This is a genomic window from Streptococcus agalactiae (assembly GCF_949788565.1).
GTDB classification, from domain to species: domain Bacteria; phylum Bacillota; class Bacilli; order Lactobacillales; family Streptococcaceae; genus Streptococcus; species Streptococcus agalactiae.
The window spans coordinates 1,738,428-1,752,568 of the sequence record NZ_OX460931.1 but is presented as its reverse complement, the minus strand read 5'-3'; the positions used below and the strand labels follow the sequence as shown (position 1 = coordinate 1,752,568).

The window sequence follows — 14,141 nt, the reverse complement described above, 5'->3', positions numbered from 1 at the left end:
CAAAATGTTGTCAGTAAATATATTTTAAAATAAGACACTTGGCTTAAGTCAAGTGTCTTATTTTGGTATCGAATTGGTGGATTGGCAAATATTAAAAAAGGAGAGACAGTCATCTCACCTTAACTTTTCTAGAATAGGTTGAAGCCGATAATGGATAATGTTCCCATGATGCATCCAGCTAGTATAACACCTAGCATAACAGCAATAACACTATGTTTAAATTCCCAATCTAGGAGGCTAGCTGCAAGTGTGCCAGTCCATGCTCCTGTTCCGGGTAAGGGAATGCCTACAAACAATAGCAAGGCAATAAACAATCCTTTTTCTCCAGCTACTTTTTCAAGTTTTTGACCACCGCTATGTCCTTTTTTAAGGCACCATGTGAAAAACTTACCAGTATAAGGTTTATCTGCTCCCCATTCTAGAACTTTGCGAGCAAAGAAGAAGATGATAGGTACAGGTAGCATGTTTCCAACAACACCGATAGCTAGCGCTTCCCACAAAGGTATTCCATTAGCGATTGCAAATGGCACAGCTCCTCGTAGTTCCACTAAGGGAATCATTGAAATCAAAAATGTAATAATGTAATTCATTAAATAAAACCTTTCTATGGTATTATTCCATTTTATCTTATCTTGCTAGTAATGACAACTAAAATCCGCGGTCATTCTAGTTTTACTATCCTTAGATAGATTTCATTTCCGTATCTTTTAAAAATTTGATATAATAATAGTCAGTTATAGTCAAAGAGGAAGGAGTGAATTTGTGGCCATAAAAAATACTTCCGATAATATTGAAGAATATATAAAATCATTATTAGAACAATCAGGAATTGCTGAAATAAAGCGTTCCAATTTAGCTGATACTTTTCAAGTTGTTCCTAGTCAGATTAACTATGTCATTAAGACACGGTTTACTGAAAGCCGTGGTTATGTGGTTGAGAGTAAACGAGGTGGTGGAGGTTACATCCGCATTGCTAAGGTTCATTTTTCTGATCAACACCAATTATTTGGAAATATGTTATCAACGATTGGCGAGCGTATCAGTGAACAAGTCTTTGATGATTTGATTCAATTATTATTCGATGAAGAGATAATTACAGAACGTGAAGGAAATTTGATTCTGGCGACATCAGGTGATGACGTCTTAGGAGAGCAAGCCTCTGTTATTAGAGCTCGTATGCTCCGTAAATTATTACAACGATTAGATAGAAAAGGATTCCATTTATGAGTCATTATTCCATAAAATTACAAGAAGTATTCAGATTGGCGCAATTTCAAGCAGCACGCTATGAAAGTCACTATTTAGAAAGCTGGCATCTTCTTTTAGCAATGGTTTTAGTTCATGATTCAGTAGCTGGTTTGACATTTGCTGAATATGAGTCTGAAGTTGCAATTGAAGAGTACGAAGCAGCAACAATTTTAGCTTTAGGTAGAGCACCGAAAGAAGAGATTACCAATTATCAATTTTTAGAGCAATCACCAGCTTTGAAAAAGATCTTAAAGTTAGCAGAAAATATTAGTATCGTAGTAGGAGCTGAAGATGTGGGTACTGAACATGTCTTGCTTGCTATGTTGGTTAATAAAGATTTATTAGCCACACGTATCTTAGAATTAGTTGGCTTTAGAGGTCAAGACGATGGTGAATCAGTTCGTATGGTTGATTTACGTAAGGCTCTAGAACGTCATGCCGGTTTTACAAAAGATGATATCAAAGCAATTTATGAATTACGTAATCCTAAAAAAGCAAAGTCGGGTGCTTCTTTTTCTGATATGATGAAACCACCAAGTACTGCTGGTGATTTAGCTGATTTCACACGTGATTTATCACAGATGGCGGTTGATGGGGAAATTGAACCTGTTATTGGGCGTGATAAAGAAATTTCACGTATGGTCCAAGTCTTAAGTCGTAAAACAAAGAATAATCCTGTCTTAGTTGGAGATGCGGGTGTCGGTAAAACAGCTTTGGCGTACGGTCTAGCACAACGTATTGCTAATGGAAATATTCCTTATGAGCTTAGAGATATGCGTGTTCTAGAGTTAGATATGATGAGCGTTGTTGCTGGAACTCGTTTTCGTGGTGATTTTGAGGAACGTATGAATCAAATCATTGCAGATATTGAAGAAGACGGTCATATTATTCTTTTCATTGATGAACTGCATACTATTATGGGTTCTGGCTCTGGTATTGATAGCACACTTGATGCTGCTAATATTTTAAAACCAGCTTTGGCTCGAGGCACTTTACGCACTGTTGGAGCAACAACTCAAGAGGAATATCAAAAGCATATTGAAAAAGATGCTGCTTTATCCCGTCGCTTTGCAAAAGTTTTAGTAGAAGAACCAAATCTTGAAGACGCATATGAAATTCTACTTGGATTGAAGCCAGCGTATGAAGCCTTTCATAATGTTACTATTTCAGATGAAGCAGTTATGACTGCTGTAAAAGTGGCTCATCGTTATTTGACAAGTAAGAATTTACCAGACTCAGCTATAGACTTACTTGATGAAGCTTCTGCCACTGTGCAAATGATGATTAAGAAAAATGCTCCTTCGCTTTTAACAGAAGTTGACCAAGCTATTTTAGATGATGATATGAAATCTGCTTCTAAAGCTCTAAAAGCAAGTCATAAGGGTAAAAAGCGTAAGCCTATTGCCGTAACAGAAGATCATATTATGGCAACTCTCAGTCGTCTATCTGGTATTCCTGTTGAAAAATTGACACAAGCTGATAGTAAAAAATACCTCAATTTAGAAAAAGAATTGCATAAACGTGTTATCGGTCAAGATGATGCAGTTACTGCCATTAGTCGTGCTATCCGTCGCAATCAATCTGGCATTCGTACTGGTAAGCGTCCTATTGGTTCCTTTATGTTCTTGGGACCAACTGGTGTTGGTAAGACAGAGTTAGCAAAAGCCTTGGCAGAAGTGTTGTTTGATGATGAATCAGCCCTAATTCGTTTTGATATGTCGGAATATATGGAAAAATTCGCAGCTTCTCGCCTGAATGGGGCACCTCCAGGTTATGTTGGTTATGATGAAGGAGGAGAGTTGACTGAAAAAGTACGCAATAAACCATATTCAGTTTTACTTTTTGATGAAGTTGAAAAAGCTCATCCAGATATTTTTAATGTATTATTACAAGTGCTTGATGATGGCGTTTTAACAGATAGTCGAGGACGAAAAGTTGACTTTTCAAATACTATAATCATTATGACTTCTAATTTAGGAGCAACTGCATTACGTGACGATAAAACAGTTGGTTTTGGAGCTAAGGATATCAGCCATGATTATACTGCTATGCAAAAACGTATTATGGAGGAGCTTAAAAAAGCTTATCGACCGGAGTTTATCAATCGTATTGATGAGAAAGTTGTATTCCATAGTCTCAGTCAAGATAATATGCGTGAAGTTGTGAAAATTATGGTTAAACCTTTAATTTTAGCGCTTAAAGATAAAGGTATGGATCTGAAATTCCAGCCTTCAGCCTTGAAACACTTGGCAGAGGATGGCTATGATATAGAAATGGGTGCTCGTCCACTGCGTAGAACTATTCAAACGCAAGTAGAGGATCATTTATCAGAACTACTATTGGCAAATCAAGTGAAAGAGGGGCAAGTAATTAAGATTGGCGTATCCAAAGGCAAATTGAAATTTGATATTGCAAAATCATAAAACATTCCAGTACCGATGGGTACTGGAATTTTAATATAAAAAGAAAACGTCCAAAATATTTTGGACATTTTCTTATAGATTTATGAAAAGTAAAAGGATCTATATCTAACAATTGCACTTGTAGATATAGGTACGACTGAAAGTCGTTGAAAAATTTTAGGATAAATATATTATAATATCCTAATCTTTTGCTAACTTAAAATAAATCTAAAGATTACCTTAAGATTTCAATCGCTTTTGTAACCACACAATGTCATGCCATTGTTCAAATTTAAATCCGATTTTTGGGAAATGTGCGACTTGATTAAATCCTCTTTTTTTGTGGAATGCAATACTTATATCATTTGGTAAACTGATACAAGCGAGTAGATTAACATACCCTTGGCTAACTAATTCTTTCTCCAATGTATCATATAGTTGGCTACCAATTTTTTTGCTACGTGCATCTTTATCAAGGTAAATAGAAAGCTCGCAAGTCCAGTCATAGGCAGCTCTAGCGTAGTAAGTTGAAGCATATGCATAACCTAATATTTTCCCATTTTCTTCAGCAACTAAATATGGGAAAGATTTGCTGATATTTTTGATACGATTAGTGAATTCCGATATACTAGGAATATCGTATTCAAACGTTATTGTAGTGTCAGCAACGTAGGGAGCATAGATAGCAAGTAATTCTTTAGCATCTGAGGGTAGGACAGGTCTTATAATCATAGATATCACCTAATTATAGTAAATCAAGTTTTTGCAATTCGGAATCAATAGTGTCAAGGACGTGTTGAAGATCCTCTGGATTTTTGACGAAATCAAGTTTGTTACCATCAATCCGAATTTTAGGTGAAACGTCGTAATTTTCATACCATTCTGGATATTCAGAATGGACTTGTTTGTAGTAGTCGTATAACTCTGGGTTAGAATCAACTTGCTCAAAGCTGCGTCCTCGTTTGTCAATACGTTCTAACATTTTATCAAATGAAACATCAATGTAGACTAGCAAATCAGGTCTCTTCTTAGGCATACCTTCTAATTCTTCCAACATATTTGCAAGAAGTTCTTTATAGATATCTAGCTCTGTTTTAGTCACATTTCCATTCTTATAATTTAGAGTGAGGAATAGTTCATCTTCAAAAATAGAACGATCCAAAACATTGTTGTTAGCCTTATAGGCTTCTTTTATAGATTGGAATCGTTTATTTAAAAAGAATATTTGTAGTAAAAAAGCATATTTTTTGGGATCTTGATAGTAAAGATCTAAAACTGGGTTATTATCAACCGCCTCATAGAAAACATCTGTCCCTAGGTGTTGTCCTAGAGCAGCTGCAAGGGAGCTTTTACCTGCTCCAATGGTTCCAGCTAAAACAATCAACATAATTCTCCTTAATTCTGTTATGCTAAAATAATTTGTTATACTTTTGAGTTTTCATTACACAATGATTTATGCTAAATTTGTACAGAGATAGGAAAAAACAGTCAAAGGACTGTTTTTGATTTAGCGTAAACCTGCAAAAAGTTCTTGAACTTCTGCTAGTGTTTCTGCACGTGAAACAGCTCCTCTAATTTTTGCTGCGCCTGATTTTCCACGCAGATAATGAGGTGCTAACCCTCGAAATTCACGAACGGCAATAGTTTCACCTTTTAAATTAACTAGTCGAGTGAGATGATCCTCGGCAACATCTAACATCTTCTCAAATGGTAGGTCAGGAAGGATTTCGCCTGTTTCAAAGAAATGATTAATCTGTGTAAAGATGTAAGGATTGCTACGAGCACCACGTCCAACCATTATAGCGTCAGCTCCAATCTCTTCAATCATAAATTTGGCATCGTGAACAGTACGAATGTCACCATTAGCAATAAAAGGAATACTAGTAACAGCTTTAGCGACCTTGCCAAGTGTTTCATGGTCACACGTGCCAGTATACATTTGTTCACGCGTTCGACCGTGCATAGCAAGTGCAGATACACCAGCAGATTCGGCAGCGAGTGCATTTTCTACAGCATTAGATGAGTCAGACCATCCTGTACGCATTTTTACTGTTAATGGAATGTTAAGTACAGACGTTACCTCTTTAACAATATGATAAATTTTTTCAGGGTCACGTAACCATTTAGCTCCCGCTTCATTTTTAACAACTTTGTTAACTGGACATCCCATATTGATGTCTACGATATCTGCTTTCGTATTACTTTGGATAAAGTCAGCTGCACGTTTTAAGCCTTCTGCATCGCCACCAAATAGTTGAATTGACATAGGATGTTCATTTTCATCGATATGGAGCATATGTAAGGTCTTTTCGTTGTTATAAAGTAACCCTTTCTCAGAAATCATTTCCATAACAACGAGACCAGCACCAAATTCTTTAGCGATAGTACGAAAAGCAGAATTAGTAATACCTGCCATCGGTGCTAGTACGGTACGATGAGGAATTTCAACCTTCCCAATCATAAATGAACTATTTAATTGAGTCATTAATTATCTTCTCCAAATCTTCTTCTGTGAAATAGTAAGTCTGGTTGCAAAATTGACAAGTAATTTCAACACCTTTATCTTCATCCTTCATGGCTTGCAATTCTTTAGTTCCTAAAGTCAATAGAGCGGCTTCAAAACGTTCTTTTGAACAGTCACAGTAGAAGGCTAAAGAGTCTTCCGATAAGCGCTTGTAGTCGTCTTCTCCGTAAATAGCTGAAAGGAGAGATTCTATATGATTTTCAGACTCTAGCAGACTTGAAATAGAAGGCATCTCCTGAATGCGTTTTTCATAGCGAGAAATTTCTTCGTCAGAAGCACCTGGGAGCACCTGAAGCATGAATCCACCTGCAACTTTAACCTTATCCTCGTCATCTAAGAGGACATTTAAACCGATGGCAGAAGGTGTTTGCTCACTTTCGGTTAAATAATAAGCAAAATCTTCTCCAATTTCTCCTGTAATTAGTGGAGTTGTTGAAGTGTAAGGTTGCCCAGTTCCGTAATCGGTAATAACGACAAAGTGTCCATTCCCCATGAAAGGTCCAACTAAGACCTCTCCAGTAGCTGTTTTCTTGATATCAACACCCGTATTTTGGATGTAACCTTTAACATTTCCTTTAGTATCAGCTACAGAAATAATATGACCAAAAGAGCTATCTCCAATAACCTTGACAGTTACTTTACTATTTCCTTTTTGATTTGCTGCTAAAATTTGATTTGCAATTAATGTTCTCCCAAGAGCTACAGTAGAACTTGAAAGTGTCTGATGTTTTTCTTGAGCTGTTCTTACAGTTTCTGTACAATCAAGGACATAAGCCCGGAAAGAACCGGAAGTTGAAATTGATTTTATAATTTTATCCATAAGTCATATTATAGCATAAAAGGCTTATTTTGCATTGGAGATAGTCAGGAAAATATAGATGAAAACGGTATAAATTAATGATATAAAAACGATACTGTGTTTTACAGTATCGTTTTTATTTAGTGGATATGATAGTAAGTTAAGACTCATCAACTTTTTCTTGGGTAGATTTACCTTCGTTGAGTAAGGCTTCAACTATTTTTTTATCACGAATTTTGACAGAATCATTGATTGTTTCAGCCGATTTAATAACAGCAGATTCTAATTGGGCACGTTCCTTACGTCCTTTGTCTATGGCAGCGATAATACCATTATTTTGAGCCACTAAGCTTTCAGCTAATGCAGTGACAGATTTAATAGAAACAGTGGGGCTTTGTGCGGTCTTCTCTAACATCGGAATCGCTTCTTTACTAGTTTCAGCCAGCATCTGCAATGCTGCATTATTAGCGTTGACAATAGCATCAGCAGTGACACCGGATTTGACAGATTGTTGCATCATGCCTAACTGAGCGATTGAGAGTTTCATTGTTGGAATGGTATTTCGACGTAACATGCCAAGTTTTTGACGCATATCTGACGATACTTTGACCAAGTTTCGCATCTGTGGTGTTGTTGCCCATGCAACGTAGAGACGGCTGACATATTCAGTATGTTGCTGTTCGAGGGTATTGATAACTTCAGTCATTCGAGCTAATTGGTTACTTTTAATTTGATACTCGGACGTTTGGCTATCTAATGCTAGAATTTCTTGTTGTAAGTGGCTTGCACGATTGGCAGCCTCGGCTTGACTCGATTCAATAAAAGCAATAACTCCAACCAAATTTTCAATAGATTTAGTATTATCTTCAATGAGCATTTCAGCAGAGACGATATTTCTTGCTAAAGTATCTTCTTGTTTGACAACATTTGCTGCCATCATATCCATTTTTTGCTCGATGTTTTGTGAGTCAAAATAAAATTCCTGTAGCGAGGTCTTGCTTTGTTTGAATAATTTTTGAATCAAGTTTGGTTTTTTCTCTAATTCTGCCGGAGTAGCATCTTTATATTTGGCAATAAATCCATTTAGTTCGCGATTAGCATTTTTTAGTAAATCATCAACTTGAGGAATTTGAATTTTTTTCTGCTCAGACAAGATATGATTAACAGTGGTATTAACGCCTTCTACTGCGGATTGTCCAAAATCAAGGAGCGCATTTTGATCGCCGACAAAAGTATCTACCAAAGCTGGTGTTTTTTCAGAGATAGCAGACTTTTGTGCTGGTGTTAGTTTTTCAAAAAAGGCAATTTGCCCAGTTTGACTTGTTGTCTGGTTGGAAATAATTTCTGTTGTTTTATCTGTTTTAGTGATAGCATTGTCTGCAATTTGGTCAATATCAAAATTAAAGGTATCGCTCATTTATTGTTCCTTTCGTCTTGCATCATTCTTAGGCTAACGTCAAAATCTTTCATATCACTTTCATTCAATTGGCGCAGCGTTTCATCTAAATCTAAATTAAATTTTTTAATTGCTTGTAATGCTTGTTCTAGGCGTTCCTTAGCATTGTTAAAATTTTTAGGAGATTGTTTGATTCTGATGTAGCCAGCCAGAACATCTGTAAAACGTTTCATATTGGCTTGATGAATTGCTGCTAATTCAGCTTTGTTATCTGCCTCTTCAATCTTTTTTAAGATAGCATAGTGATCATCTTGAATATTGTGATAGAACGGTTTTAATTCCGGAGCAATGCGTATCATTTCATCTTCCTGATCAGAAATAGGTTCTAGTTCTGGAGAGGCATGTAGCTTTATTAATTGTTCGTTAATCTCATTACTAAATGTATTTGCTTTTTTGGTGATACGTTTATAGATATTAGGCTCAATGGCTTTTTGTAGTTGGTTTGCTTCATTACGAATTAGGTCCAATTGAGGTAATATTTGATGTGCTAATTTGATATATTCCTTAGAACGATTGTCTTTTTTTAAAATTTCTAAGTGTCTAATGTCTTGGTCAGTCTCTTCAATATCGGATTTTAAAGCTTCAATACGTTGGTTTGATGTAAAACGTTTAAGACGCTTTTTATCATAAACGTAATAGGCACAATAACCACCACCAATAATTAACAGAGTAGCAATCACCTCACTCCAAAAGTCTAAAATCAGGGAAGCAAGAACAACAATACCAAGTAATGTTATTAGATTATGAGAATTTTTGGAATAACGTTTTTTAACCATAATAATATTTAACCTGACTTTCTGTAGTTGTTAATATTTTATCTTAAATGAACTAGTGATGACAAGGGATAACTTTATTTTAACCAAAAATTCCTTAAGCTTAGCCTAAGGAACTCTTTTTAGTTATAATTCTGGGAACAGTTTAGCCAAAATTCGAGGTGTAATAGATTGACCAGGCCCCTCTTGACAGTAGGTGTGCATATACATCAATGGGTTAAAGTTTAGTTCAATGCAAGTAGCATTTTTCTTATCTTTTGAGTATGCTTGAGTGGCATTAGGAATAATTAAATCAACTCCACAAACCCAAGCCCCCATAGCCTCTGCCATCTCAGCTGCTAGTTGTTTATATGTAGGATCCATTGTATTTGTTACATCTATAGAGTCACCGCCAGTGGAAATATTAGAATTACGACGAAGTTCTATTTTTGTTCCTTCTGGAGGGATACTGTTAACAGTGTATCCTTGTTGTTCCAACATTAACTGTTCTACTTCTCCGAGCTCAATAACCTCTAGAGGAGAGCGATGATCATAGCCTCTGAGAGGGTTTTGGTTTTTAAGTTTAACTAGCTGACTAATAGTATGAATACCATCTCCAACGACATTAGCTGCTACCCTAAGCAATACAGCAATACAGTCCCCCTCAAGGACGAAGAAACGGTATTCGGTACCCTCAATATATTCTTCCACAAGAATAGCACTATCTTCGGCAAAAGCGATGTCAATTGCTTTTTCATAAGAAGCTAAGTTAGCTGATGTTTTAAAAATAGAAATGCCTAAACCAAAGTTTGTTGATTTTGGCTTAACGACGATTGGTTTATCTTGGATTTGTGAAAAATAGTTAAGTGCCTCTTTACGGTCAGTAAATTCATCTCCAAAAGGAGTTGGGAAATGCTTTTCATCTAGGATTTTTTTTGTAACAACTTTGTTAGCCATAGCGAGCGGTACAATATAGTTATCTTTTGAGGTCATATTACCATTTTTAACGTACTCAATATGACTATTGTGCCATAATTTTAGGAATTGATCTTGTTCATCCAGCACTTTGAAGTTGACTCCTTTTTGGATAACGTCAAATAGTAGCAATTGGGTAGAAAGTTCCATCGTTTCATATCCCTTTAAGGCGTAGGGAGCTTCCCAAGCATAATCGTGATAAATTTGTCCTTGTCTTTGTCCAAATGTTTCTAAGGAAAGTCCTTCAATCATTTCTAAAAGTTGACCAGCTACCGTTAATTCAGGTGACTGAATTTGCCTTTTTACAGATTCCAATAGGTCTTGATAGTGAGGTGGTAAGTTAAAATGTTGGATAACAGATTGCATAGCATCCACTAAGTCAGAAACTGGTGCTTGATTAGGTAATTTTTCTAATGGATGACTGAGTGCTATAAGGTCATTTAATCTATTGGCTTCCTTGATATCTTGGTCAATATGACTACTAGAATCTATCCACAAAAGCGCCAATAAGAAAAGGTGAACAGTATCAACAGTTTCCTGCGTTATACCGATTGGGCTAAATGGGTTGAGATCAAAAGTGCGAAATTCTAAATATGTAATTCCTTTTTCTAAATAATTACGACAGGACTTACTACCACGGAGACGAACAGGTGAATAAAATTCTTTCTCAGCAATCAATTGCCCACTTTTTACAGCATTTTCTAGATCGTTGACATAATCCTTCAAGCTAGTATAAGAAATACGAATATCTTTATGATTCACATAACCTAAGTGACTATTTCTAAGTGACCGGACAGGGTTATTAAGTTTCTGATTTAAAAAGTCTTCTTCAGCTACCGGGCTCGCTCCATATAGATAAGTTAGTAACCAACGGTAACGTAAAAAATTTTGAGACAATTTCATGTAAAGCTGGTTCTGAAAATCAATAGCATTGTCTGCTTGACTCAATTCAAAGAGAGAAGTTAATAACTCTTGACCTAAACCGAGATTATAGTGAATTCCAGAGATGGATTGTATTAGTTTTCCATAAGTTTTCTCCAAATATTTGCGATAATCATATTCAAAAGCATCCTCTAATTGGGCAATCTGTATGTCTTCTTCCCTCACTTTGGGTGGCATAGAAAGCGGCCATAAGTATTCATCGTGGTTGATAGAGCGTCCAGCAACATCACTTATAGCTTTCAAAAATCGAATGGCTTCTTGGCTATCCTTTGCAATAGGTGTAATGAGTTCTAATTGTGGTTCACTATAATCCGTTTGGATATAAGGATGATAGTTACGACTCCCTAATGTTTTGGGATGGGGTGTTTGAGCAACCCTTTGAGTGGGTTGGTGAATACGAAGGCTTTCTCTCTCTAAGCCAAATGTAGCTTGTAGAATCGGTAGATGAGAGTGGCTTCTTTGTAACAGTTGATCGATAATCACGACAACATTCCTCCTAGTAACAGATGATACTAGTTTATCAAAAAAATAATAAAAACTAAGTTTTACGGCACAGAAAACTAAAATAATCTTATACCGGTGTCATAAAAAATAAAAGATTGAACTTTTGAGTCCAATCTTATTAATCTATAAGTTAAAAAGAGTTTTAGAGTTAATGAGTTTCAATTTTTTTAAGATAACGATAGACGCTTGGTTCGGAGATGTTGAGAACTTCAGCGACCTTTGAAACGGCACCTTTTAATTGGAATACACCTTTTTCGTGAAGTTTAGAAACAATTTCTACCTTAACTTCTTGACTTAAATGAATATTCTGATTTAAAAGACTAGGATCAACAATCTCACTAATAATATCCTGAATATTGCCTGATAGAACTTCTACAGGTTCCTCCTGTTGAGGGAGAGAAATTTTTTGAGGGGACTTAGGTAGTATTTTGTTAACATTTAAATTAACTAAGTCCAGAATATCCAAAGCAAGATTTTGGTATGCAGAAATATCAAGGTTGATACATAACATCCCTTCAAGTTCATTTTGAGCATTCTTGATGAAGAAAGTAGATCCACGAACTTCTTTATTGAGAGGGCTGACAATCGCCTTATAGTTAGTAACAAAATCTTTTTCCTTATAAACTTTATTCTTGATTAAATCAAGGGCGAAAGTCGTTAGAGGTGAACTTATGGTTCGTCCACTAATGTGACTATTAACCAACTCACCAATATAGATATCATTTTCATCTACTACATGCAAAACAATTTCGTAATTATCACCTAAAACATTATGGAGAAACGTTATTATCGTCTTCCAATAGTCTAATTTTTCTTTATCCATATCGTAGTTCCTCTATGCTAATCTTACTATTATAGTAATATATTTATGGTTAAAAGACAATATCAGACTATTTTAAAAGATTAATGTAATAAAAAATTATCGTAATAAAAAAAAGTTAAGAAAATAAAAAATTATTATTGACTATGGTTATGCTTTCAGGTAAAATGTGATTATATTAGCAACTAAGGAGTAATCCATGAGATAAGCCTAATAATTATGTCGGACTTCTTTATTGCACCTTATCCAGTTCGTAGTACAATTAAGTTTCAGTATTACCTAAAGGCGCCTTTATTGAAATTGAAGCAGTAGTACACAGACACTGAGAATAAAAAACTTAACTATTTTTAGCGGGAGTATATTTATGAATATCATTATTGGGACCAGTCTTTTAATACTTGTATTAGCGATTTTCACTTTATTTAATTATAAAGCACCCTACGGAACAAAAGCAATGGGAGCATTGGCATCTGCGGCTTGTGCATCCTTCCTTGTAGAAGCTTTTCAAGATTCTTTCTTTGGTAAAGTTTTGGGATTTCAATTTTTAAGTGAAGTGGGTGGTGCTAATGGTTCACTTTCTGGTGTAGCTGCAGCTATATTGGTTGCTATTGCTATTGGTGTAACCCCAGGATATGCAGTATTAATTGGTTTATCTGTTTCTGGCACAGGTATTATTCCTGGTTTCCTTGCAGGATATTTAGTGGGATTTCTTGTTAAGTGGATGGAAAGAAATATTCCTGGTGGTTTAGATCTCATTTCAATTATTATTATTGGTGCACCATTAACACGTCTTGTCGCAAAACTGTTGACGCCGCTTATTAATAGCACTTTGCTCACCATTGGAGATATCTTAACATCAGGTGCTCATAGCAACCCTATTTTAATGGGGATTATACTTGGCGGGACAATTGTAGTAGTGGCGACAGCACCACTTTCTTCTATGGCATTGACAGCTATGCTAGGATTAACCGGAATGCCTATGGCTATAGGAGCCTTGTCTGTCTTTGGTTCATCATTTATGAATGGTGTACTTTTCCATAAATTAAAACTTGGAAGTCGTAAAGATAATATAGCTTTTGCTGTTGAGCCTCTAACTCAAGCTGACGTGACTTCAGCTAACCCTATTCCAATCTATGTCACTAATTTTGTTGGTGGTGCAGCTTGTGGTATTTTAATTGCCTTGATGAAATTAGTTAATGATACTCCTGGAACAGCGACACCAATTGCAGGATTTGCTGTCATGTTTGCCTATAACCCAATGATAAAAGTACTAATAACCGCTCTAGGTTGTATTATCCTATCTTTACTAGCAGGCTATTTTGGAGGCATTGTTTTTAAAGATTATAAATTAGTTACAAAAGAAGAGCTACAGGCTAGAGATAACTAGTTACTTCATGAAAAGATAATAGTAAATATCATTAACATAGATATGATATCTGACTTGTGATAACTGTTCTTGGTAATTTAAAATTCAACGACTCTAATAAAAAGATCGTTGAATTTTTTTATTGTTAAGAATGCTGGTATCAGTAAATTTCAAGATTTCTTTATCAACTATAATGTTAGTTTTTTACCGTTTTTTTACACTTCTAATAATTATTTTTTTCTTTTTTTCCGATAATATTTGAGGAATTTGGCAAAAAAAAACATTTTTTGCTATAATAAGGTGTCAGACAAACTCGCAGGTGAAATTCCTGCCATGTTTTTCCAGAAAGGATT

General features: G+C 35.6%; 12 protein-coding genes. 3 read left to right on the top strand and 9 right to left on the bottom strand.

All coding sequences use genetic code 11. The annotated features are described in order from the left end of the window. Positions 1 to 128: 128 nt before the first annotated feature. Positions 129 to 590 (bottom strand): COG2426 family protein, encoded by a 462-nt coding sequence (locus tag QOR44_RS08915; protein WP_001106578.1) that lies wholly within the window; start codon positions 588 to 590, stop codon positions 129 to 131. Positions 591 to 762: 172 nt separating this feature from the next. Between QOR44_RS08915 and QOR44_RS08910 the strand changes: the two genes are divergently transcribed. Both QOR44_RS08910 and QOR44_RS08905 read left to right on the top strand, forming a co-directional pair. Beyond that, positions 763 to 1,227 carry a CtsR family transcriptional regulator gene (locus tag QOR44_RS08910; protein ID WP_000985641.1) on the top strand — a complete coding sequence of 155 codons (465 nt, stop codon included), beginning with the start codon at positions 763 to 765 and terminating at the stop codon, positions 1,225 to 1,227. Continuing rightward, a complete protein-coding gene (locus QOR44_RS08905) occupies positions 1,224 to 3,671 on the top strand; it encodes an ATP-dependent Clp protease ATP-binding subunit (protein ID WP_000020288.1) in 2,448 nt (815 codons plus the stop codon). Before QOR44_RS08910 ends, QOR44_RS08905 begins: the two co-directional genes overlap by 4 nt. A 219-nt stretch (positions 3,672 to 3,890) precedes the next feature. Here the strand turns inward: QOR44_RS08905 and QOR44_RS08900 are convergent, their stop codons facing one another. From QOR44_RS08900 to QOR44_RS08865, 8 genes are all read right to left on the bottom strand, one after another. After that, complete coding sequence (locus QOR44_RS08900; protein ID WP_000586896.1) at positions 3,891 to 4,382, bottom strand: GNAT family N-acetyltransferase; 492 nt, start codon at positions 4,380 to 4,382, stop codon at positions 3,891 to 3,893. A gap of 13 nt (positions 4,383 to 4,395) precedes the next feature. Then, entirely contained in the window at positions 4,396 to 5,037 is a 642-nt protein-coding gene (locus QOR44_RS08895) for a deoxynucleoside kinase (RefSeq protein ID WP_000909522.1), read from the bottom strand. 120 nt (positions 5,038 to 5,157) lie between these two features. Next, on the bottom strand, positions 5,158 to 6,135 hold the full coding sequence (gene dusB, locus QOR44_RS08890) for a tRNA dihydrouridine synthase DusB (protein WP_000192735.1): 978 nt from the start codon (positions 6,133 to 6,135) through the stop codon (positions 5,158 to 5,160). Further along, positions 6,119 to 6,994, bottom strand: coding sequence for an Hsp33 family molecular chaperone HslO (hslO, locus tag QOR44_RS08885; protein ID WP_000357827.1), 876 nt, complete (start codon positions 6,992 to 6,994; stop codon positions 6,119 to 6,121). Before hslO ends, dusB begins: the two co-directional genes overlap by 17 nt. A 139-nt stretch (positions 6,995 to 7,133) precedes the next feature. Beyond that, a complete protein-coding gene (locus tag QOR44_RS08880; RefSeq protein WP_001285395.1) occupies positions 7,134 to 8,390 on the bottom strand; it encodes a toxic anion resistance protein in 1,257 nt (418 codons plus the stop codon). Continuing rightward, positions 8,387 to 9,205, bottom strand: coding sequence for a hypothetical protein (locus QOR44_RS08875; protein WP_000239566.1), 819 nt, complete (start codon positions 9,203 to 9,205; stop codon positions 8,387 to 8,389). The genes QOR44_RS08880 and QOR44_RS08875 overlap by 4 nt, the downstream gene beginning before the upstream one ends. Positions 9,206 to 9,328: 123 nt before the next feature. Then, complete coding sequence (gshAB, locus tag QOR44_RS08870) at positions 9,329 to 11,581, bottom strand: bifunctional glutamate--cysteine ligase GshA/glutathione synthetase GshB (protein ID WP_000582664.1); 2,253 nt, start codon at positions 11,579 to 11,581, stop codon at positions 9,329 to 9,331. 169 nt (positions 11,582 to 11,750) lie between these two features. Then, entirely contained in the window at positions 11,751 to 12,425 is a 675-nt protein-coding gene (locus QOR44_RS08865) for a helix-turn-helix transcriptional regulator (protein ID WP_000356664.1), read from the bottom strand. Between the two features lie 361 nt (positions 12,426 to 12,786). Between QOR44_RS08865 and QOR44_RS08860 the strand changes: the two genes are divergently transcribed. Further along, positions 12,787 to 13,809: a PTS sugar transporter subunit IIC gene (locus QOR44_RS08860; RefSeq protein ID WP_001021300.1), complete on the top strand. Its 1,023-nt coding sequence runs from the start codon at positions 12,787 to 12,789 to the stop codon at positions 13,807 to 13,809. Positions 13,810 to 14,141: the final 332 nt, after the last annotated feature.